Genomic DNA, 21865 nt, shown 5'->3' with positions numbered 1-21865 from the left:
GGACGACACCGCCTCCAGGTGCCCAGAAGGACCCCCTTCTCCCCACCCCTCGCAGGCTCGGGGCGGGACCCGGAAGGGGGCCACGCGGAGCTGCTCCGTCGTTCCTCGCGGGAGCCTCCGGCCCCCACTCGTCACGACACCGTCAGCCGGTGGTGACCCGGGCGACGTCGCGCCGCCCGCTCGTCCAGAGGAGCAGCTCCAGCGGCTCGCCCTCGACCACCGTCTCCGGTGTCCCGCTGCCGTAGCGCCGCTCCACCCCGGGCACGTCGCCGCGGCGCAGCACCAGGGCACCGGGGACACCGCCGGCGGCGACCCGGCCGAAGAAGACGACGTTGCCCCAGAGCCGGTCCTGGTCCCACCGCGGGAGCTCGCGAGGGGACCAGCCCGGCTGGGCCCGGCGGACGTCCTCGTGGTGGATGGCGTACTCCGCGGTGTCGACCACCGCGGCCACCGGCGGCCACGCGGCCGGCAGCCACCGCGGCGGCCCGGAGCGCACGCGGGCGACGAGGTCGGCGTAGCGGGTGCGGGTGCGCAGCCGGTCTTCCACGGAGTGCGACCAGGCGGCGAACGGCCGGCCGATCGGCGTGGCCTCGAGGGCGAAGCCCGGCGTGGTGTCCGGACGACGGTCGCGGGTGACGAGGTGCGCGGCCAGGTGCGCCGTCGTCCAGCCCGCGCAGCGGGTGGGCGCGTCCGGTCCCAGCTCCTCGAGCAGGTCGGCGAGCGCCGTGCGCTCGCGCTGGGCCAGCGGCCGGGAAGAGGAGGTCACCGGCCGGGGTTACCGACGGGGCCGTACCCGGAAACGGACAGGCCCGGAAACAGCAGGCCCGGAAAGCGCAGGCGACCAGTCGGTCCGCCTACGTACAGTCGCAGGCACCGCCCGCACCACCACCGAGGAGACCCGTGCCCCGCCGCCGAGACGCCGTCGTCCGGCGAGGGATGCGCCACGTCGGGCGGGCGATCGTCGAGCAGCCGGGGATGTTCGCGCTGGCCTTCCTCGCCAGCACCCTCTACGGCGCGATGACCGTCGCCAGCGCCTACGTGCTCGGCGAGGTCGTCGACCGGGTCGTCCTCCCGGCGCTGCGGGACGGCGTCACCTCCGCCGGCGCGCTCACCCTGGCCGCGGCCGCGATCCTCGGCGTCGCCGTCCTGAAGATCCTCGGCATCCTCGGCCGGCGGCTGTTCGCGGGCGTCATGGGCTACCGGCTGCAGGCGGAGTACCGCCGCCGGGTGACCGGCCAGTACCTGCGGCTGCCGCTGTCCTGGCACCAGCGCCACCCCACCGGGCAGCTGCTGTCCAACGCGAACTCCGACGTCGAGGCGGCCTGGTTCTTCGTCGCGCCGCTGCCCTTCGCCTGCGGCGCGGTGGTGATGATCGGGATCACCGTGGCCGCGCTGGTGGCCACCGACCCGTGGCTGGCGGTGGTCGGCCTGGTGGTGTTCCCGCTGGTCTTCCTGGTCAACGCCGTCTACTCGCAGGCCATGAGCCCGCGGATGCGGCGGGCCCAGCAGCTGCGCGCCGAGGTCAGCGAGATCGCCCACGAGAGCTTCGACGCCGCCCTGGTGGTGAAGACCCTCGGCCGGGAGGACGTCGAGACCCGCCGGTTCACCGGCCGCGCCGAGGAGCTGCGCGACGGGCTGGTCGCGGTCGGCCGGGTGCGCGGGCTGTTCGACCCGCTGATGGAGGCGCTGCCCGCCCTCGGCACGCTCGCCGTCCTGCTCATCGGCGCCACCCGCGTCGTCGACGGCGCCACCGACGCCGGCGACCTGGTCTCCATCGCCTACCTGTTCACCCTGCTGGCCCTGCCGATCCGCGCGATCGGCTGGGTGCTCGCCGACCTGCCGCGCGCGCTCGCCGGCTTCGACCGCGTGACGCCGGTGCTCGACGCGACCGGCGAGACCCCGCACGGCACGGAGGCCGCGGTGACCGGCACCGGCGGCGCGGGGCTGGGCCTGCGCGGGGTCGACTACGGCTTCGAGGGCGCCGCGCGGCCGACCCTGTCGGGCGTCACCTTCGACGTCGCCCCCGGCAGCACGGTCGCCGTCGTCGGGCCGACCGGGTCGGGCAAGTCGACGCTGGCCGGGCTGCTCGTCCGGCTGGTCGACCCGGCCACCGGCGACGTGCTCCTCGACGGGGTCGACCTGCGCGCGCTGCGCGAGGGCGAGGTCAGCGCCCAGGCGGCGTTCGTCCCGCAGGGCACCTTCCTGTTCGACGACACCGTCCGCGGCAACGTCACCCTGGGCGGGGACGTCCCCGACGACGAGGTGTGGGCCGCGCTGGCCACCGCCGCGGTGGACGACGTCGTGCGCCGGCTGCCCGAGGGCCTGGACACCCGGGTCGGGGAGCGCGGCGCGACGCTCTCGGGCGGGCAGCGGCAGCGGATCGCGCTGGCCCGCGCCGTGGTCCGCCGTCCCCGGCTGCTGGTGCTCGACGACGCGACCAGCGCCGTCGACCCGGCCGTGGAGGCCCGCATCCTCGACGCCCTGCGGGACGCCGAGCGGCCCTCGACCGTCGTCGTGGTCGCCTACCGGCAGGCCACCATCGCGCTGGCCGACGAGGTGGTCTGGTTGGAGGGCGGGCAGGTGCTCGCCCGCGGCAGCCACGAGCAGCTGCTCGCCGAGGTCCCCGGGTACGCCGCGCTGGTGCGGGCCTACGCGCAGACGGAGGTGGCGGCGTGACGGCGCTGGTCGAGCACCGGAGCGAGGGCGCGTTCGCCACGCTGCGCCGCGGCCTGCGGATGATGCCCGAGTTCCGCCGCGGCCTGCCGGCGACCTTCGCGCTCGCGCTGGTCGCCACCGCCGGCCGGGTGGTCGTGCCGATCGCCGTCCAGCAGGTCATCGACCGCGGCCTGGCCGGCCCCGGCGGCCCGGACCTGGACCTCGTCCGGAACGTCGTCCTGGCCTGCGCCGTCGTCGTGCTGCTGACCGTCGTGGCGGTCTACCGGATGAACGTCCGGCTGTTCCGGACGACGGAGACCGCGCTGGCCGGGCTGCGCACGCAGGCCTTCCGGCACGTGCACGACCTCTCGGTGCTGCACCAGCAGGGGCAGCGCCGCGGCTCGCTGGTCTCCCGCGTGACCAGCGACGTCGACCAGCTCTCCACCTTCATGCAGTGGGGCGGGGTGCTCGGCGTGGTGAGCCTCGGGCAGCTGCTCGTCGCCACGGTGGTCATGTCCGTCTACTCGTGGCAGCTCACCCTGGTGGTGCTGGTCTGCTTCGTCCCGCTGGCGATCGCCGTCCGCTTCTTCGCCGCCCGGCTGGCCGTCGTCTACGGCATCGTGCGCGAGCGGGTCGGCGACGTGCTGGCCGCGGTGTCCGAGGCCGTCGTCGGCGCCTCCACCGTGCGCGCCTACGGCATCCGCGAGCGCACCGCCGCCCGCCTGGACCGCGCCATCGACGGCCACTACCGCGCGCAGGTGCGGGCGCAGCGGACCACCGCGGCGGTCTTCGTCAGCGGCGAGTTCGTCGCCGCGGTCGCCAACGTGGCGGTGGTCGTCGCCGGCGTCCTGCTCGGTCTGGACGGCGACCTCACCCCCGGCACCCTCGTGGCGTTCCTCTTCCTCGTCACCCTCTTCGTCGCCCCCGTGCAGACCGCCAGCGAGGTGCTCAACGAGGCGCAGAACGCGATCGCCGGGTTCCGCCGGGTGCTCGACGTGCTGGAGACCGAGCCCGACGTCCGCGACCCCGCCGTCGCCGACCCGACCACCGCGCGGGAGCTGCCGCACACGCCGCTCGGCGTGCGGTTCGAGCACGTCACCTTCCGGTACGCCCCGGGTGCACCCCCCGCCCTGGAGGACGTCGACCTGGAGATCGCGCCTCGCCGCCGGGTCGCGATCGTCGGCGAGACCGGATCGGGCAAGACGACGTTCGCCAAGCTGGTCACCCGGCTGATGGACCCCTCTGAGGGCCGCGTGCTGCTGGGCGACGACGCTGCCGGGTGGGTGCCGCTGGACCGGGTGGCGTTCGCCTCGCTCCGGCAGCGGGTGGTGATGGTGCCGCAGGACGGGTTCCTGTTCGACGCGACCGTGGCCGACAACGTGCGCTACGGCCGCCCGGGGCTGACCGACGCCGACGTGTCCGCCGCCTTCGAGGAGCTCGGCCTGGGCGACTGGGTGGCCGGCCTGGCCGACGGCGTGGCGACCCGCGTCGGCCAGCGCGGGGAGTCGCTGTCGGCGGGGGAGCGGCAGCTGGTCGCCGTCGCCCGGGCCTACGTCGCCGACCCCGACCTGCTCGTGCTCGACGAGGCCACCAGCGCCGTCGACCCGGCCACCGAGCGCCGGCTCACCCACGCGCTGGACCGGCTCACCGACGGTCGGACGACGCTCACCATCGCCCACCGGCTCTCCACCGCCGAGCGGGCCGAGGAGGTGCTGGTCGTCGACGCCGGCCGGGTCGTGCAGCGCGGTGCGCACGCCGACCTGGTCGACGCCGAGGGGCCGTACGCGCGGCTGCACGCCTCGTGGCGCCGCTCCTCGGCGGGGGAACCCCAGCCCGCGGCCTGACCTGCGCCGTCATCGCCCGGAACCCGTGGTGTCGGGTCCCGGGCGACGACGGCGGACCCCGGGCGGGAAGGGGACGACGGCGGGTCCCCGCGCCCCTAACCTGCGGAGGGTGACGACCTCCACCCCCAGCGCCCCACCGGACGCGCGCACGCCGCCGCCGGCGATCCTCTCCGCCGCCCTCGGGCTCATCGGCGCGGTCCCGACCGGCTTCCTCGCCGTCATCGCCGTCGCGCTCGGCGGGCTGACCGCCGACGCGGGCCCCGACCCGTGGGCCTACCTGCTGGTCCTCGCGCCCCTGGTGCAGGTCTGGGCCGCGATCTGGCTGCTCGCCCGCCGCGGCTGGCTGCCGATGGTGATCGCCGTGGTCCCGGTGGCGGTCCTGGCCGGCGTGGTCGTCTGGACGGCCGCCCGGACCGAGGACGCCGGCAACCCGGTCCTGCCGCTGCTGCTCCTGCTGGCCCCGGTGGTGGCCGCGGTGCTCGCGGCCACCCCGCGGGTGCGCCGGTGGGTGGCCGGGCGGCCCCGCCGCACCGGCTGACGACGTCCAGCCGAGTGGCCCCCTCGTAGGGTCCCGCCACGAGCCCGCGAGTGGTGGGGGCAAGGGGGTCCTCCTCCTACGCTGCCGGCCATGGCGTCGTCCTCCTCGCGGAACCGGGCGGCGGCGCGGCGCTCCCCGCGGGCGGCGCCGCGCCCGCAGCCGCCGTCCCCGCCGGCCGGGCGGCCGGTGCTCGTCCCGTTCACCGCCGTCTTCGCCGTCCTCGTCGCCGCCGAGTACCTGTGGCTGGCCTGGCTGCTCCGCGACCCCGAGCTGTCCGCGGCCTGGTACGTCGTCGTCCCCGTGGTGCTGGCCGTGCTGGCGCTGGGCGGCGCGGCGCTGGCCTGGCTCGGGCGGGCACGGGCGTGGGCGCTGCTGGCCGTCGTCAGCGTCGCCCTCGCCCTCGCCCTGCTGGGCACCGCCGTGCTGTTCGGCGCGCTGGGCCTCGGGGCCGTGGTCGGGCAGGCGCTGCTGCTGCTGGTCGGCCCGGTCGGCTGCCTGCTGCTCGCCGTCCGCCGCCCGGTCCGGGAGTGGACCGGCCCCGCCCGGGCGACGCGAGGCCGGGAGCAGGGACGCGGGACGCAGCGCAACGGCTAGCGTGCGATCCGTGTTGGACACCGACGTCGTGGTGGTGGGGGCGGGGCTGGCCGGGCTGGTCGCGGCCGCGGAGTTGGCCGATGCGGGCAAGCGGGTGGTGCTGCTCGACCAGGAGCCCGAGCAGTTCCTCGGCGGGCAGGCGTGGTGGTCCTTCGGCGGGCTGTTCCTCGTCGACTCGCCCGAGCAGCGCCGGCTGCGGGTGCGCGACTCCCTGGAGCTGGCCCGGCAGGACTGGCTGGGCACCGCCGGCTTCGACCGCGCGGAGGACCACTGGCCGCGGCAGTGGGCCGAGGCCTACCTGCAGTTCGCGGCGGGGGAGAAGCGGGCGTGGCTGCGCGAGCAGGGCATCGGCTTGTTCCCGGTGGTCGGCTGGGCCGAGCGCGGCGGCTACACCGCCACCGGCCACGGCAACTCGGTGCCGCGCTTCCACATCGTCTGGGGCACCGGGCCGGGCATCGTCGCGCCGTTCGCCCGCCGGGTCCGGGACGCCGCCGACCGGGGCGTGCTGCGGCTGCTGTTCCGGCACCGCGTCGACGAGCTCGTCGTGAACGGCGGCGCGGTCACCGGCGTCCGCGGCACCGTGCTGGAGCCCAGCGACGTCGCGCGCGGCGAGGCGAGCTCGCGCACGGCGGTCGGCGAGTTCGAGGTCCGCGCCCAGGCCGTCGTCGTCACCTCCGGTGGCATCGGTGGCAACCACGACCTGGTCCGGCAGAACTGGCCCGCCCGCCTCGGGCCCGCACCGCAGCGGCTGCTGTCCGGCGTCCCGGCGCACGTCGACGGCCGGATGCTGCAGGCCACCGAGGCCGCCGGCGGCTCCCTGATCAACCGCGACCGGATGTGGCACTACACCGAGGGCATCGCCAACCACTCGCCGGTCTGGCAGCGGCACGGCATCCGGATCCTGCCCGGGCCCTCGTCGCTGTGGCTCGACGCCACCGGCACGCGGCTCCCGGTGCCGCTGTTCCCCGGCTTCGACACCCTGGGCACCCTGGCCCACATCGGGCGGACCGGCCACGAGCACACCTGGTTCGTCGCCACGCACAAGATCGTGGAGAAGGAGTTCGCGCTCTCGGGCTCCGAGCAGAACCCCGACCTCACCGGCAAGGACGTCACGCTGCTGCTCGGCCGGGTCAGGGCCGGCGTCGCCCCGCCCGTGCAGGCCTTCCTCGACCGCGGCGAGGACTTCGTGGTCGCCCGGACGCTGCCCGAGCTGGTCGCCGGCATGAACCGCGTCACCGGCGGCACCCCCGAGCTGCGGCTCGCCGACGTCGAGCGGGAGGTCGTCGCCCGCGACCGCGAGATCGCCCACCCGTTCACCAAGGACCTCCAGGTCACCGCGGTCCGCGGCGCCCGGAACTACCTCGGCGACAAGCTGATCCGGGTGGCCCCGCCGCACCGGCTGCTCGATCCCGAGGCCGGGCCGCTGGTCGCCGTCCGGCTCAACCTGATCACCCGCAAGACCCTCGGCGGGCTGGAGACCGACCTGTCCGGGCGCGTGCTGCGGGACGGCGGCGAGGTCTTCCCCGGGCTCTACGCCGCGGGCGAGGTCGCCGGCTTCGGCGGCGGTGGCATGCACGGCTACCGCTCGCTGGAGGGCACCTTCCTGGGCGGCTGCCTGTTCTCCGGCCGGACGGCGGGCCGGGCGCTGGCCTCCGCGCTGTGAGCGCGCCGCCGAACCCCTGGTCGGACCCGGCGACGGAGACCGAGGCCGGCGCGCCCTACGCCGGCCCGCCGCCGACGACGACGCCGTACTGGACCGCTCCGGGCTGGCCGCCGCCGTCCCCGTGGCCGCAGCCCTGGCCGCCGGTCCCGAGGCGTCCCCAGCGGCCGGGGCAGGTCGTCGCCGCCGCGGTGCTGGCCCTCGTCCAGGCCGCCGCCGTGGCGCTGGCGACCGCCTACCTCCAGCTGCTGGTCGCGGTCTTCGCGATGGCCGCGGACCAGCCCGGCTTCCCGGCCGACGGCGCGGCCCTGGTGGCGGAGGCGGGCACGTCGGCCGCCGTCCAGCTGGTCTCCGTCGTCGTCCTGGTGGCCGCCGGCGTCCTCGCGCTGACCCGCCGCAGCCCGCTGTCCCGGTGGGCTCTCGTCGGGGCCTTCGCCCTCCAGCTGGCCCTGGCCGCCTGGTGGGCGGTGCGCCTGCTGACCGCCTTCGACACCGGGAGGGGCGTCTTCCTGGTCCTCGTGCTGGCCCTCGCCGCGGCGCCGGCGGTCGCCCTGGGCCTGGCCGTCGGCCGGCCGGCCCGCGCCTGGTTCGCGGGCACCTCCGACGGGGGGACGACGCCGCACCGGTGACCCGGCCGGGGGTGCGCGGGTGGGACGATCGGGCGCATGCCCGCCGTCCCCGCCACCGAGTCCGCCCTGGCCCCCGAGATCGCCGCACTCCTGCGCCGCGACCCCGCCGGGCTGGTCGCCGCCGTCGTCCAGCAGCACGACACCGGCGAGGTGCTCATGGTGGCCTGGATGGACGACGAGGCGCTGCACCGCTCGATGACCACCGGCCGGGCCACCTACTGGTCGCGCAGCCGGCGCGAGTACTGGGTGAAGGGCGAGACCTCGGGGCACCGCCAGTGGGTCCGCGACGTCCGCCTGGACTGCGACGGCGACGCGCTGCTGGTGCTCGTCGACCAGGAGGGCCCGGCCTGCCACACCGGCGAACGGTCCTGCTTCCACCGCCCCCTGGAGGTCACCCGTGCGGCTCGGTGAGACCTCCCCGTCGGCGGAGGAGTTCGCCGGCCTCGACCAGCCGATGGTGCCGGTCACCCGCCGGCTGCTGGCCGACGGTGAGACCGCGGTCGGGATCTACCGCAAGCTCGCCGGCAACCGGCCGGGCACGGTGCTGCTGGAGTCCGCCGAGCAGGGCAAGCAGTGGAGCCGGTACAGCTTCGTCGGCGTCCGCAGCGCCGGGGTGCTCAGCGAGCGGGACGGCGCGGCGCAGTGGCTGGGCGAGGAGCTGCCGGGCCTCACCGACGACCTCCCGGCCGACCCGCTGGCCGCCGTCCGCACGCTGTCCCGGCGGCTGCGCTCACCGCGCCGTCCCGACCTGCCCCCGCTCACCGGTGGGCTGGTCGGCTACCTCGGCTACGACGTCGTCCGCCGCCTGGAGCGGCTGCCGGTCACCAGCACCGACGACCTCGGCATGCCCGAGCTCGCGCTCGTGCTGGTCACCGACCTCGCCGTGCTCGACCACCACGACGGCACGGTGCTGCTCATCGCCAACGCGCTGAGGGGGACCGGCGGCTACGACGACGCGGTCACCCGGCTCGACGCGATGGCCGCCGACCTGACCAAGGCCGGGCCGTCCGGGGTGGCCACCTTCGCCACCGCCGAGCCGCCGCCGGTGCAGAGCAACATGGCGCCCGGGGTCTTCGAGGACGGCGTCGAGCGGATCCGCGAGCACATCCGCGCCGGCGACGCCTTCCAGGTGGTGCTCGCGCAGCGCTTCGAGGTGGCGACCGAGGTGGAGGCGCTCGACCTCTACCGGGTGCTGCGGGCGACCAACCCCTCGCCGTACATGTACCTGCTGCGTTTCGCCGGCCGCGAGTCGCCGTTCGACGTCGTCGGCTCCTCACCGGAGGCGCTGGTCACGGTGACCGGCAGCTCGGCCGTCGTCCACCCGCCCGCCGGCACCCGCCCGCGCGGGGCGACCCCCGAGGAGGACGTGCGGCTGGCCGAGGGCCTGCTCGCCGACCCCAAGGAGCGCGCCGAGCACGTGATGCTGGTCGACCTGGCCCGCAACGACCTGGGCCGGGTGTGCGTGCCGGGCTCGGTCGAGGTGCCCGACTTCATGCGGATCGAGCACTACAGCCACGTCATGCACCTGGTGTCGACCGTGGCCGGTGAGGTCGCACCGCAGTGGGACGCCCTCGACGTGTTCGACGCGACCTTCCCCGCGGGCACCGTCTCCGGGGCGCCCAAGCCGCGGGCGATGGAGATCATCGAGTCGCTGGAGCCGACCCGGCGGGCGCTGTACGCCGGCACGGTCGGCTACGTCGACGCCGGCGGCGACCTGGACATGGCGATCGCCATCCGGACGGCGGTGCTGCACCAGGGCCGCGCCTACGTGCAGGCCGGCGCCGGCGTCGTGGCCGACAGCGACCCGGCGACCGAGGAGGCCGAGACCCGGCATAAGGCGCGGGCGGTGCTGTCGGCGATCGCGACGGCGGAGGGGATGCGGGAGCTGCCGTGAGCGGTCAGCGGCGCGAGATGGCCGCGGCCGTCGTCGGGCTGGCGGGAGCCGGCGGGCTGGCGCTGTCCAGCGGCGGGCAGACCTGGGTCACCGCCACCGTGGTGCGTCCCGCGCCGTTCCCGCCGGTGACCGAGGGGCTGACCGGGTCGGACCTGGCCCCGCTGGTGCCCGCCGGCGGGCTAGTGCTGCTGGCCGCGGCGGTCGCGCTGCTCGCCGTCCGCGGCCCCGGCCGGGTGCTCGTCGGCCTGCTCGCCGCGCTCGCCGGGGGAGTGCTCGGCTGGTCGGGCCTGCGCACCCTGGTCACCGACGGGGACGCCGCGGCCGCCGGAGTGGTCGGCGGCGCGACACCGGGCAGCACGCTCACCACCGCGGTGTCCGCCGCCTGGCCGGCGCTCGCGCTGGTCGCCGGTCTGCTCGCCGTCGCCGCGGGCCTGCTCGCCGTGCTGCGCGGCCGGGGCTGGCCGGGCATGGGCCGCCGGTACGAGCGCACCGCGACCGTCGCCGCCCCCGCCCGCCGGCAGAGCGACGAGGACCGCGCGCTCGACGCCTGGCGGGCCCTGGACCGCGGTGAGGACCCCACCGAGGAGCCGACGGAACGGCGCTGACTACCCGGGACCGCGCGGTCCACACCCCCCACGGGGGAGGTCCGCCGCCCCCGCGGGGAGGGCGGCGAGCGCCGCCTCTAGAGTGGGTCCACGGATACGGTCCCGGCCGGGGCCGCACCCCGTGGGTGCTCCCAGGACCCCGGTGGGTGGACGACGAGCAGCAGCGGGAGGACTCGTGTCCGTGCTCGACGAGATCGTCGCCGGCGTCCGTGAGGACCTGACGGCACGCGAGGCGCTCACCCCCCTGGCGGAGGTCAAGGCCGCCACGGCCGACGCCCGCCCGCCGCTCGACGCGCTGGCCGCGCTGCGCGCCCCCGGCGTCGGGGTCATCGCGGAGGTGAAGCGGCAGAGCCCGTCCAAGGGCGCGCTCGCCGACATCCCCGACCCCGCGGTGCTGGCCCGGCAGTACGCCGACGGCGGCGCCCGGGTGATCAGCGTGCTCACCGAGCGGCGCCGGTTCGGCGGGAGCCAGGCCGATCTCGCCGCCGTCCGCGCTGCGGTCGACGTCCCGGTGCTGTGCAAAGACTTCGTGGTCACCAGTTACCAGGTGCACGAGGCGCGCGCCCACGGGGCCGACGTCGTCCTGCTCATCGTCGCCGCGCTCGAGCAGAACGCGCTGGTGGGCCTGCTGGAGCGGGTGGAGTCGCTCGGCATGACCGCGCTGGTCGAGGTGCACACCGAGGCCGAGGCCGACCGGGCGCTGTCGGCCGGCGCCGCGGTCATCGGCGTGAACGCCCGCGACCTCACCACGCTGCAGGTCGACCGCTCCACCTTCGAGCGGATCGCGCCGGGGCTGCCCTCGGGGGTGGTCAAGGTCGCCGAGTCCGGCGTCCGCGGCCCGCACGACCTGCTCTCCTACGCGTCCGCCGGTGCCGACGCCGTCCTCGTCGGCGAGGGCCTGGTCACCGCCGGCGACGCCCGCCAGGCGGTCGCCGACCTCGTCACCGCCGGCGCGCACCCGGCCACCCCGCACACCCCCCGCTGACAGCGGACCCCGTCCTCCGCACGCCTCGCGGGCTCGGCGCGAGCCCCTGGACGGGGCCGCCCCGGTCCAGCCGGGCCCGGACGTCGTCGGGGAGCTCGTCGACGACCAGCGCCACCCTGGCCACCTCCGCGCCCTGCCGCCGGAGGAGCCCGGCGGCCGCCTCCGCCTGGCCCCCGCGCTCGGCCCGGTCGTCGACCACCAGAACCCGGTCGCCGGGGCGCAGCACCGCCTGGACGTGCAGCTCGTGCCGCGAGCCGCGGTGGTCGGGAGCCGCCCAGCCGCTGGGGGTCGGGCCGGGCAGCCGGCCCGGCCGCTTCCGGACCGGCACGGAGCCGGCGCCGAGCGCCATGGCGGTCGGGGCGCCGACGGGGAAGCCCCGGGCCCCCAGGCCGGCCACGTGGGTCACGCCGGCGCCGGCCCACACGTCGCCGTGGCCGTCGACCCACCGGACGGCCGCCAGCGCCGCCCGCCGGCCGTCGTCCCCGCTCCCCGTCACCCCGGCAGGCTGGGTGGGACGGGCCGACTCCCGCGCCGTTCCTCCTGTCCCCGCGCTGCTGCACCGGCGCGAGAGCGTGGAGAACGGCGCGACAGTGGCGCGCACCGCACGCCGGGACGGCGCGCTGACCCCCTGCGCCCCCTGCGCCGCCGGACGCGGGACACTGGGGCCATGACCACGAGCGCCGTCCACCCGCCCGAGGAGCGACTCGAGCCGGCGCAGCCGAGCTGGCCCGACGCCACCGGGCACTTCGGGGTCTTCGGTGGCCGGTTCGTGCCCGAGGCGCTGGTCGCCGCCCTCGACGAGCTGACCGAGGCCTACCGCGCCATGCGCGCCGACCCGGCCTTCATCGAGGAGTTCGCCGCGCTGCATCGGGACTACACCGGCCGGCCGAGCCCGATCACCGAGGTGCCGAGGTTCGCCGAGCACGCCGGCGGAGCGCGCGTCTGGCTCAAGCGCGAGGACCTCAACCACACCGGCTCGCACAAGATCAACAACGTCCTGGGCCAGGCGCTGCTCACCAAGCGGATCGGCAAGCAGCGGGTCATCGCCGAGACCGGCGCCGGTCAGCACGGGGTCGCGACCGCCACGGCCGCGGCGCTCATGGGGCTGTCCTGCACGATCTACATGGGCGAGGAGGACACCCGCCGCCAGGCGCTCAACGTCGCCCGGATGCGGCTGCTCGGGGCCGAGGTCGTGCCGGTCACCACCGGCTCGCGGACCCTCAAGGACGCCATCAACGAGGCCTTCCGCGACTGGGTCACCAACGTCGGGACGACGAACTACGTCTTCGGCACCGTTGCCGGCCCGCACCCGTTCCCGGAGATGGTCCGCGACTTCCAGCGGGTCATCGGCGACGAGGCGCGCGCCCAGGTGCTCGAGCGGACCGGCCGGCTGCCCGACGCGGTCCTGGCCTGCGTGGGCGGCGGCTCCAACGCGATCGGCATCTTCACCGCCTTCGTCCCCGACGACGGCGTGCGCCTGATCGGCCTGGAGGCCGGCGGGGACGGCGTGGGCACCGGCCGGCACGCGGCCAGCATCACCGGCGGGACGCCGGGGGTGCTGCACGGCGCCCGCTCCTACCTGCTGCAGGACGAGAACGGGCAGACCACCGAGTCGCACTCGATCAGCGCCGGCCTGGACTACCCGGGGGTGGGCCCGGAGCACTCCCACCTGCACGACATCGGCCGGGCGGAGTACCGCCCGGTCACCGACGCCGAGGCCATGGAGGCCTTCGCGCTGCTGTGCCGAACGGAGGGCATCATCCCGGCGATCGAGTCCGCGCACGCGCTGGCCGGGGTGGTGAAGCTGGGGCAGGAGCTCGCGGGGCGGGCCGGGGACGAGCCCCCGCTGCTGCTGGTCAACCTCTCCGGCCGCGGCGACAAGGACGTCGAGACGGCGTCCCGCTGGTTCGGCCTCGGCGACCGCGAGCACGTGGAGCCCGGCGCCGGCATGGACACCGACCAGCAGCCCACCGAGGGCGCGGTCACCTCCGGCGACGCGGTCGCCGGGCAGGACGCGGGGGAGTCGGCATGACGTCCGAGGGCGACGGTGGAGTGAGCATCGCAGCGAGCGCCGCGGAGGCGACTGACGGCGTCGAGCGAGGAGCGGAGCGAGACCGGAGCCGAGCCGTGTCACGGCTGCAGGAGGCCATCGACGAGGCGAAGGCGGAGGGCCGGGCGGCGCTGGTCGCCTACCTCCCGGTCGGCTACCCGGACGTCGACGCCTCCATCGCGGCCATGGTCGCGGCCGTCGAGGGCGGGGCCGACGTCGTCGAGGTCGGCGTCCCCTACAGCGACCCCGGCATGGACGGCCCGGTCATCCAGCAGGCCGTCGACCCGGCCGTGCGCGCGGGCGTCGGCATGCGCGACGTGCTGCGCGCCGTCGAGGCGGTCGCCGCCGCCGGTGCGACGGCGGTGGTGATGAGCTACTGGAACCCCATCGAGCGCTACGGCGTCGACCGGTTCGCCGCGGATCTGGCCGCCGCCGGGGGAGCAGGGGCGATCACCCCCGACCTCATCCCCGACGAGGCCGCGGCCTGGCTCGCCGCGTCCGAGGCCCACGACCTCGACCGGGTGTTCCTCGTCGCGCCGTCCTCCACCGACGCCCGGCTGGCCGCGACGGCCCGTGCCTGCCGCGGCTTCGTCTACGCCGCCTCCACCATGGGCGTGACCGGCACCCGGGCCGCCGTCGGCGACGCCGCCGAGGAGCTGGTCGCCCGCACCCGCGCGGTCACCGACGTGCCGGTCTGCGTGGGCCTGGGCGTCTCGAACGGCGACCAGGCCGCCGAGGTCGCCGGCTTCGCCGACGGCGTGATCGTCGGGTCGGCCTACGTGCGGGAGCTGCTCGAGGGCCGGGGGGCCGACGGCGTCCGCCGGCTGTCGGAGGACCTCGCCGCGGGCGTCCGGCGCCCGGTGGCTGCGCAGTGACGGTGCTGGCCGCGATCCCCAGCCCCACCCAGGCGGTCTGGGAGCTCGGCCCGTTCCCGCTGCGGGCCTACGCGCTGTGCATCATCGCCGGGATCGTGGCCGCGGTCGTGATCACCGAGCGGCGCTGGGTGGCCCGCGGCGGAGCGCCCGGCGACGTCCTGGACATCGCCGTCTGGGCGGTCCCGTTCGGGATCATCGGCGGCCGGCTGTACCACGTCGTCAGCAGCCCCCGGCCCTACTTCGGCGAGGGCGGCGACCCGCTGCGCGCCCTCGCGATCTGGGAGGGCGGCCTCGGCATCTGGGGCGCCATCGCCCTCGGCGCGGTCGGCGCCTGGATCGCCTGCCGCCGCCGCGGCATCCCGCTGCCCGCCTTCGGCGACGCGCTGGCCCCCGGGCTGCTGGTCGCCCAGGCCATCGGGCGGCTGGGCAACTGGTTCAACAACGAGCTCTACGGCCGGGCCACCGACCTGCCCTGGGCGCTGACCGTCTACGAGTGGACCGGCACCCGCGCGGTCGTGGGCGCCGACGGCCAGCCCCTCGTGCTGGGCACCTTCCACCCGGCGTTCCTCTACGAGCTGCTGTGGAACCTGGCCGCGGCCCTGGTCGTGGTGTGGGCCGACCGGCGGTTCCGGCTCGGCCACGGGCGCGCCTTCGCCCTCTACGTCGCCCTCTACTGCGCCGGCCGGCTGTGGATCGAGCTGCTGCGCACCGACCCCGCGGAGACGATCCTCGGCGTCCGGCTCAACGTCTACACCGCCGCCGTCGTCGGCCTGCTCGCGGTGGGGTACATGGTCTGGCAGCGCGGCCGCCCGCGCGAGGTGATCACCCGGGGACGTGACGCCGGCGACACCGCGACCGGCCGCGGCGACCGGGCCGGTGCCGCCCCGGCGGTCGCGCCCGCCACCGCGGAGGTCCGCGACGGCGAAGACCCTGGTGGGGACGGCGGTCGGCGACACTCCGACGGCTGAGGACGACGCGCCGCCAGCCGGGGTTCGGGCGTACGAGACCGGTGTCGCGCCTGTGTACCCTTCTGCCGAGACCCCACGGTGATCCCGGCGGGGTCGCACGCGTCGGAACCGGGCCAGCGCCGCCCCGCGGACGACAGCACCGGGGCACCATCCCCGGGGCTCGCCAGCCGGGTCGGGCCCGACGGTCTCCGGACCGTCCGCCGGCCGGCTCTCCCGCAGTGCTCCGCTCCTCTGCCCTCTGACCACCGGCCGGGCCCCGCGCCCCCGCCCTGCCCCCGCCGCCGCCGCCGGGGACGCAGGTGGCGTGCCGACGACGGGAGTGACATGTCCGAGTCCACCGCCCCCGCCGCGAACTCGTCGTTCTCCGGCGGCACCGCCGTGCCGTTCTCCGCCGTCCCGGCCGCGAGCGGCCTGTACGACCCGGCCAACGACAAGGACGCCTGTGGCGTCGCCTTCGTCGCCGACGTGCAGGGACGCGCCTCCCGGAGGATCGTGGCCGCCGGTCTCACCGCGTTGCACAACCTCGACCACCGCGGTGCGGCCGGGTCCGAGCCCAACTCCGGGGACGGCGCGGGCATCCTCACCCAGGTCCCGGACGCGCTGCTGCGCGCCGAGGTCGACTTCGACCTGCCGCCGGTGGGCGAGTACGCCGTCGGCGTCGCCTTCCTGCCCGTGGACGGGACCGAGCGCGCCGCGCGGCTCGCCGACGTGGACCGCCTCGCCGCCGAGGAGGGCCTGACCGTCCTCGGCTGGCGCGAGCTGCCCGTCGACCCCGACGGCGCCGACGTCGGCCCCACCGCCCTCGCGGTCATGCCGCACTTCGCCCAGCTGTTCGTCGCCGAGACCATCGGCGCCCGCGCCGACGCCACCGCGTTCGGCGGCGGCGTCGCCGTCAACGGCGTCACCCGGCTGGAGCGGCGTGCCTTCGTGCTGCGCAAGCGGGCCGAGCGGGCCGCGTCGGAGGCAGGCAGCTCCCTCTACATCGCCTCGCTGTCCTCCCGCACCGTCACCTACAAGGGCATGCTGACCACCGACCAGCTGCCCGCGTTCTTCCCCGACCTGCGCGACGAGCGCTACGAGTCGGCGATCGCGCTGGTGCACAGCCGGTTCTCCACCAACACCTTCCCGAGCTGGCCGCTGGCCCACCCGTTCCGGCTGATCGCGCACAACGGCGAGATCAACACCATCAAGGGCAACCGGAACCGGATGCGCGCCCGCGAGGCGAAGCTCGAGACCGAGCTGTTCGACGGCCCGGCCGGTCCGGCGTCGGAGCTGGGCCTCGAGCGGATCTTCCCCGTCACCGCCAGCGACTTCAGCGACTCGGCCACCTTCGACGAGGTGCTCGAGCTGCTGCACCTGTCGGGGCGGTCGCTGCCGCACGCGGTGCTCATGATGATCCCGGAGGCGTGGGAGAACCACGACGAGATGGACCCGGCCCGCCGGGCCTTCTACCGGTTCCACGCCTCGATCATGGAGCCGTGGGACGGGCCGGCCGCGGTCGCGTTCACCGACGGAACGCTCATCGGCGCCGTCCTGGACCGCAACGGGCTGCGCCCGGGCCGCTGGTGGCACACCAAGGACGACCTGGTCGTGCTGGCCAGCGAGGTCGGCGTCCTGGAGATCCCCGACGCCGACGTCGTCGCCAAGGGCCGGCTGCAGCCGGGCCGGATGTTCCTGGTCGACACCGCTTCGGGTGCGATCGTGCGCGACGAGGAGGTCAAGGGCGCGCTCGCCGCCGAGCACCCCTACGAGGACTGGCTGCACGCCGGCCTGGTCCACCTGCCGCAGCTGCCCGAGCGCCGCCGCGCCCGGCCCAGCCACGAGTCCGTCGTCCGCCGGCAGCAGCTGTTCGGCTACACCGAGGAGGACCTGCGGGTCCTGCTCACCCCGATGGCGTCCTCGGGCGCCGAGCCGATCGGCTCCATGGGCACCGACACCCCGGTGGCGGCTCTCTCGGACCGCTCCCGGCTGCTCTACGACTACTTCGGGCAGCTGTTCGCCCAGGTGACCAACCCGCCGCTGGACGCCATCCGCGAGGAGCTGGTGACCAGCCTGGGCCGCACCTTCGGCCCCGAGCAGAACCTGCTGCAGGCCACCCCGGCGTCCTGCCGGCAGCTGTTCCTGCCGTTCCCGGTCATCGACAACGACGAGCTGGCCAAGATCCTGCACATCGACGACGACGGCGACCTGCCCGGCTACGCCGCCGTCCGGATCACCGGCCACTTCGACGTCAACGGCGGCGGGGCGGCGCTGGCGCAGGCCGTCGAGCAGCTGCGCACCAAGGTCAGCAAGGCGATCGCCGCCGGCGCCCGGATCATCGTGCTCTCCGACCGGGACTGCGACGAGAACCGCGCCCCGATCCCGTCGCTGCTGATGACGGCCGCCGTCCACCACCACCTCGTGCGGCAGAAGACCCGCATGGAGGTCGGCCTGGTCGTCGAGTCCGGCGACTGCCGCGAGGTGCACCACGTCGCGCTGCTGCTGGGCTACGGCGCGGCCGCGGTGAACCCCTACCTGGCCTTCGAGTCGATCGAGGACCTCATCCGCGACGGCAACCTGACCGGCATCCAGGCCGCGCAGGCGGTCCGCAACGTGGTCAAGGCGCTGGGCAAGGGTGTCCTGAAGGTCATGAGCAAGATGGGCATCAGCACCGTCGGCTCCTACACGATGGCGCAGATCTTCGAGGCGGTCGGCCTCTCCCAGGAGCTCGTCGACGAGTACTTCACCGGCACCTCCTGCCCGCTGGGTGGCGTCGGCATCGACGTCCTGGCCGAGGAGGTGGCCATCCGCCACCGCCGCGCCTACCCGGAGAACCCGACCGAGCGCGCGCACCGGCGGCTGGAGACCGGCGGGGAGTACCAGTGGCGCCGCGAGGGGGAGGTGCACCTGTTCAACCCCGAGACGGTGTTCCTGCTGCAGCACGCCACCCGCGCCCGCCAGTACGACGTGTTCCAGCGTTACACCGAGACCGTGGACAAGCTGTCCGAGGAGGCCGCGACGCTGCGCGGGCTGTTCACGCTGCGGACCGGCGTGCGCCCGCCCGTGCCGATCGACGAGGTGGAGCCGGTCAGCGAGATCGTCAGGCGCTTCCAGACCGGCGCGATGAGCTACGGCTCCATCTCGCAGGAGGCGCACGAGACCCTGGCGATCGCCATGAACCGGCTGGGCGGCAAGTCCAACACCGGTGAGGGCGGGGAGGACCCCGACCGCTTCCAGCCCGACCCGAACGGCGACCTGCGCCGCTCGGCGATCAAGCAGGTGGCCAGCGGCCGGTTCGGCGTCACCAGCGAGTACCTGGTCAACGCCGACGACATCCAGATCAAGATGGCCCAGGGCGCGAAGCCCGGCGAGGGCGGCCAGCTGCCCGGCGCCAAGGTCTACCCGTGGGTGGCCCGCACCCGGCACTCCACCCCGGGCGTCGGCCTGATCAGCCCGCCGCCGCACCACGACATCTACTCGATCGAGGACCTCAAGCAGCTCATCCACGACCTGAAGAACGCCAACGACGCAGCACGGGTCCACGTCAAGCTGGTCAGCGAGGTCGGGGTCGGGACGGTCGCGGCCGGGGTGAGCAAGGCCCACGCCGACGTCGTCCTCATCTCCGGGCACGACGGCGGGACCGGCGCGGCGCCGCTGACCTCGCTCAAGCACGCCGGCTCGCCGTGGGAGCTCGGCCTGGCCGAGACCCAGCAGACGCTGCTGGCCAACGGCCTGCGCGACCGCATCGTCGTCCAGGCCGACGGGCAGATGAAGACCGGCCGCGACGTGATCATCGCCGCGCTGCTGGGCGCCGAGGAGTACGGCTTCGCCACCGCTCCGCTGGTCGTCGCCGGCTGCGTGATGATGCGCGTCTGCCACCTCGACACCTGCCCGGTCGGCGTCGCCACGCAGAACCCGGAGCTGCGCAAGCGGTTCACCGGGCGGCCGGAGTTCGTCGTCACGTTCTTCGAGTTCCTCGCCGAGCAGGTGCGCCAGTACCTCGCCGAGCTGGGCTTCCGCTCGCTGGACGAGGCGATCGGCCACGCCGAGCTGCTCGACACCCGCCAGGCGGTCGACCACTGGAAGGCCGCCGGGCTGGACCTGTCGAAGATGCTGGCCGTGCCGGAGCTGCCGGAGGGCGCGGCCCGGCACAAGGTGCGCGACCAGGACCACGGCCTGGACGTCGCCCTGGACCAGACGCTGATCCAGCTCTGCGAGGGCGCGCTGCTCGACGCGCGGCCGGTCAGCCTCGAGCTGCCGGTGCGCAACGTCAACCGCACCGTCGGCACGATGCTCGGCTCGATGGTCACCCGCCGCTTCGGCGGCGAGGGCCTGCCCGACGGCACGATCGACCTCACCTTCACCGGGTCGGCCGGGCAGTCCTTCGGCGCCTTCGTCCCGCGCGGCATCACCATGCGGCTGCTGGGCGACGCCAACGACTACGTCGGCAAGGGCCTGTCCGGCGGGCGGATCGTCGTCCGCCCGGCGCGCGAGGCCGGCTTCGCCGCCGAGGACAACGTCATCGCCGGCAACGTCATCGGCTACGGCGCCACCGCGGGTGAGGTCTTCCTGCGCGGCCGGGTCGGCGAGCGGTTCTGCGTGCGCAACTCCGGCGCGCTGGCCGTCGTCGAGGGCGTGGGCGACCACGCGCTGGAGTACATGACCGGCGGATCCGCGGTGATCCTCGGCCCGACCGGCCGCAACATCGCGGCCGGCATGTCCGGCGGCATCGGCTACGTCCTGGACCTGGCCCGGCACCGGGTCAACGCCGAGATGGTGGACGTGGAGCGGCTGGACAGCGAGTCCGCGCAGTGGCTGCGCGACGTGCTGGTGCGCTACGCCGCCGACACCGAGTCGCCGGTGGCCGCCGCGCTGCTGGCCGACTGGGGCCGCTGGTCCGAGCGGTTCAGCGTGATCATGCCGCGCGACTACCGGCGCGCGCTCGAGGCCCGGCGTGCCGCCGAGGCCGCAGGTACCGACGTCGACAGGGCAGTGATGGAGGCCGCACGTGGCTGACTCGACCGGGTTCCTCAAGCACGAGCGGGCGCTGCCGCCGCGGCGTCCCGTCGACGTTCGGATCCTCGACTGGAAGGACGTCTACCTCTCCCGGCAGAACGGGGAGGACGCCGTCTTCCCGGTCACCGCGGTGCGCCAGCAGGCCGCCCGGTGCATGGACTGCGGCATCCCGTTCTGCCACCACGGCTGCCCGCTGGGCAACCTGATCCCCGAGTGGAACGACCTCGCCCGCCGCGACGACTGGACCGAGGCGATCGAGCGGCTGCACGCCACCAACAACTTCCCGGAGTTCACCGGGAAGCTGTGCCCGGCACCGTGCGAGGGCTCGTGCGTGCTGAACCTGCAGGAGTCGCCGGTCACGATCAAGCAGATCGAGTGGGAGATCATCGACCAGGCGTTCCAGCGGGACCTGGTCAAGCCCGTGACCCCCCAGGAGCACACCGGCAAGAAGGTCGCCGTCATCGGCTCCGGCCCCGCCGGGCTGGCCGCCGCCCAGCAGCTCACCCGGGCCGGGCACGACGTCACCGTCTTCGAGCGGGCCGACCGGGTGGGTGGGCTGCTCCGCTACGGCATCCCCGAGTTCAAGATGGAGAAGGCCCTCCTGGACCGGCGGCTGGACCAGATGCGGGCCGAGGGCACCCGGTTCGTCACCGGCGTCGAGGTCGGTGGCAGCGGGGTCGACGACCTGTCGGCCGAGCAGTTGCGGGCCGAGTACGACGCCGTCGTCCTGTCCGGTGGCGCCACCGTGGGGCGCGACCTGCCGGCCCCCGGTCGTGAGCTGGTGGGCATCCACCTGGCGATGGAGTACCTGCCGGGCGGCAACCGCCAGGCGCTCGGCGAGCTCGACGACCCGCCGATCGACGCCCACGGCAAGCACGTCGTGATCATCGGTGGCGGTGACACCGGCGCGGACTGCCTCGGCACCGCCCACCGGCAGGGTGCGCTCTCGGTGACGCAGCTGGAGATCATGCCGGCGCCCCCCGGCCAGCGGGACGCCGCCACCAACCCGTGGCCGACCTACCCGATGGTCATGCGGGTCTCCAGCGCCCACGAGGAGGGCGGGGAGCGGCTCTACAGCGTGAACACGGAGCGCTTCGTGGGCGACGCCGACGGCAACGTGCGGGCGCTGCTCATCCACGACGTGGAGCGGGTCGACGGCCGGTTCCAGAAGGTCGAGGGCACCGAGCGCGAGCTGCCCGCCGACCTGGTGTTCCTCGCCATGGGCTTCACCGGCGCGCAGCGCGAGGGCCTGGTCGAGGCCCTGGGCGTGGACGTCGACCAGCGGGGCAACGTCGCCCGCGACGGCGAGTTCATGTCCACCGTCCCCGGCGTCTTCGTCGCCGGCGACATGGGCCGCGGCCAGTCGCTCATCGTGTGGGCGATCGCCGAGGGCCGGGCCGCCGCCGGCGCCGTCGACACCTGGCTGACCGGGTCCTCGATGCTGCCGCGCCCGGTCACCCCCACCGCGGTGGCGCTGCGGTGAGCTGAGCAGCACCCCTCGACGACCGGGGGCCGGGTCCCGCTCCCGCGGGCCCCGGCCCTCGTCGCGTGTGGACGAGGCTCACAGGGCGGC

General features: G+C 75.5%; 17 protein-coding genes. 15 read left to right on the top strand and 2 right to left on the bottom strand.

All coding sequences use genetic code 11. The features are described 5' to 3' along the window. Positions 1–142: 142 nt before the first annotated feature. Positions 143–766: a TIGR03085 family metal-binding protein gene (locus BLR12_RS21380; protein ID WP_091382274.1), complete on the bottom strand. Its 624-nt coding sequence runs from the start codon at positions 764–766 to the stop codon at positions 143–145. A 134-nt stretch (positions 767–900) separates the two neighbouring features. Between BLR12_RS21380 and BLR12_RS21375 the strand changes: the two genes are divergently transcribed. The 10 genes from BLR12_RS21375 (at position 901) to trpC (ending at position 11404) form a co-directional block, all read left to right on the top strand. After that, positions 901–2676: an ABC transporter ATP-binding protein gene (locus BLR12_RS21375; RefSeq protein ID WP_255363686.1), complete on the top strand. Its 1776-nt coding sequence runs from the start codon at positions 901–903 to the stop codon at positions 2674–2676. Beyond that, complete coding sequence (locus BLR12_RS21370) at positions 2673–4499, top strand: ABC transporter ATP-binding protein (protein ID WP_255363685.1); 1827 nt, start codon at positions 2673–2675, stop codon at positions 4497–4499. The genes BLR12_RS21375 and BLR12_RS21370 overlap by 4 nt, the downstream gene beginning before the upstream one ends. Before the next feature lie 109 nt (positions 4500–4608). Beyond that, positions 4609–5037, top strand: a complete 429-nt coding sequence (locus BLR12_RS21365; protein WP_091382272.1) for a hypothetical protein — start codon at positions 4609–4611, stop codon at positions 5035–5037. Between the two features lie 90 nt (positions 5038–5127). After that, complete coding sequence (locus BLR12_RS21360; protein WP_091382271.1) at positions 5128–5631, top strand: hypothetical protein; 504 nt, start codon at positions 5128–5130, stop codon at positions 5629–5631. 10 nt (positions 5632–5641) lie between these two features. Continuing rightward, positions 5642–7294 (top strand): FAD-binding dehydrogenase, encoded by a 1653-nt coding sequence (locus tag BLR12_RS21355; protein ID WP_091382336.1) that lies wholly within the window; start codon positions 5642–5644, stop codon positions 7292–7294. Continuing rightward, positions 7291–7920 (top strand): hypothetical protein, encoded by a 630-nt coding sequence (locus BLR12_RS21350; protein ID WP_091382270.1) that lies wholly within the window; start codon positions 7291–7293, stop codon positions 7918–7920. Before BLR12_RS21355 ends, BLR12_RS21350 begins: the two co-directional genes overlap by 4 nt. 36 nt (positions 7921–7956) lie before the next feature. After that, positions 7957–8331, top strand: coding sequence for a phosphoribosyl-AMP cyclohydrolase (hisI, locus tag BLR12_RS21345; RefSeq protein WP_091382268.1), 375 nt, complete (start codon positions 7957–7959; stop codon positions 8329–8331). Beyond that, positions 8318–9814 (top strand): anthranilate synthase component I, encoded by a 1497-nt coding sequence (locus BLR12_RS21340; protein ID WP_091382267.1) that lies wholly within the window; start codon positions 8318–8320, stop codon positions 9812–9814. The genes hisI and BLR12_RS21340 overlap by 14 nt, the downstream gene beginning before the upstream one ends. After that, on the top strand, positions 9811–10419 hold the full coding sequence (locus BLR12_RS21335; RefSeq protein WP_255363684.1) for a Trp biosynthesis-associated membrane protein: 609 nt from the start codon (positions 9811–9813) through the stop codon (positions 10417–10419). Before BLR12_RS21340 ends, BLR12_RS21335 begins: the two co-directional genes overlap by 4 nt. 175 nt (positions 10420–10594) lie before the next feature. Beyond that, positions 10595–11404 carry an indole-3-glycerol phosphate synthase TrpC gene (trpC, locus tag BLR12_RS21330; protein ID WP_176832624.1) on the top strand — a complete coding sequence of 270 codons (810 nt, stop codon included), beginning with the start codon at positions 10595–10597 and terminating at the stop codon, positions 11402–11404. On the opposite strand, the gene BLR12_RS21325 is transcribed toward trpC, so the two are convergent. Beyond that, complete coding sequence (locus BLR12_RS21325) at positions 11361–11900, bottom strand: type I phosphoribosyltransferase (RefSeq protein WP_091382264.1); 540 nt, start codon at positions 11898–11900, stop codon at positions 11361–11363. The two genes, trpC and BLR12_RS21325, sit on opposite strands and share 44 nt — an antisense overlap. Before the next feature lie 171 nt (positions 11901–12071). Between BLR12_RS21325 and trpB the strand changes: the two genes are divergently transcribed. The 5 genes from trpB (at position 12072) to BLR12_RS21300 (ending at position 21775) form a co-directional block, all read left to right on the top strand. Then, entirely contained in the window at positions 12072–13436 is a 1365-nt protein-coding gene (trpB, locus tag BLR12_RS21320; protein ID WP_091382263.1) for a tryptophan synthase subunit beta, read from the top strand. Positions 13437–13531: 95 nt separating this feature from the next. Beyond that, positions 13532–14329, top strand: a complete 798-nt coding sequence (trpA, locus tag BLR12_RS21315) for a tryptophan synthase subunit alpha (protein WP_091382262.1) — start codon at positions 13532–13534, stop codon at positions 14327–14329. Further along, positions 14326–15297, top strand: a complete 972-nt coding sequence (gene lgt, locus BLR12_RS21310) for a prolipoprotein diacylglyceryl transferase (protein WP_091382261.1) — start codon at positions 14326–14328, stop codon at positions 15295–15297. Before trpA ends, lgt begins: the two co-directional genes overlap by 4 nt. A 324-nt stretch (positions 15298–15621) precedes the next feature. Then, complete coding sequence (gltB, locus tag BLR12_RS21305) at positions 15622–20292, top strand: glutamate synthase large subunit (protein WP_218120780.1); 4671 nt, start codon at positions 15622–15624, stop codon at positions 20290–20292. Next, positions 20285–21775 carry a glutamate synthase subunit beta gene (locus BLR12_RS21300; protein WP_091382259.1) on the top strand — a complete coding sequence of 497 codons (1491 nt, stop codon included), beginning with the start codon at positions 20285–20287 and terminating at the stop codon, positions 21773–21775. Before gltB ends, BLR12_RS21300 begins: the two co-directional genes overlap by 8 nt. Positions 21776–21865 lie beyond the last annotated feature (90 nt).

The organism is Geodermatophilus sp. DSM 45219, assembly GCF_900104025.1.
GTDB lineage: Bacteria > Actinomycetota > Actinomycetes > Mycobacteriales > Geodermatophilaceae > Geodermatophilus.
The sequence above is the reverse complement of the archived record's forward strand: the minus strand, read 5'-3'. Positions and strand labels throughout refer to the sequence as shown.

Bases quoted from the DNA above. Each gene is read 5' to 3' on its own strand.
- hisI (WP_091382268.1), top strand. From the start codon at position 7,957: ATGCCCGCCGTCCCCGCCACCGAGTCCGCCCTGGCCCCCGAGATCGCC.
- BLR12_RS21360 (WP_091382271.1), top strand. From the start codon at position 5,128: ATGGCGTCGTCCTCCTCGCGGAACCGGGCGGCGGCGCGGCGCTCCCCG.
- gltB (WP_218120780.1), top strand. From the start codon at position 15,622: ATGTCCGAGTCCACCGCCCCCGCCGCGAACTCGTCGTTCTCCGGCGGC.
- trpB (WP_091382263.1), top strand. From the start codon at position 12,072: ATGACCACGAGCGCCGTCCACCCGCCCGAGGAGCGACTCGAGCCGGCG.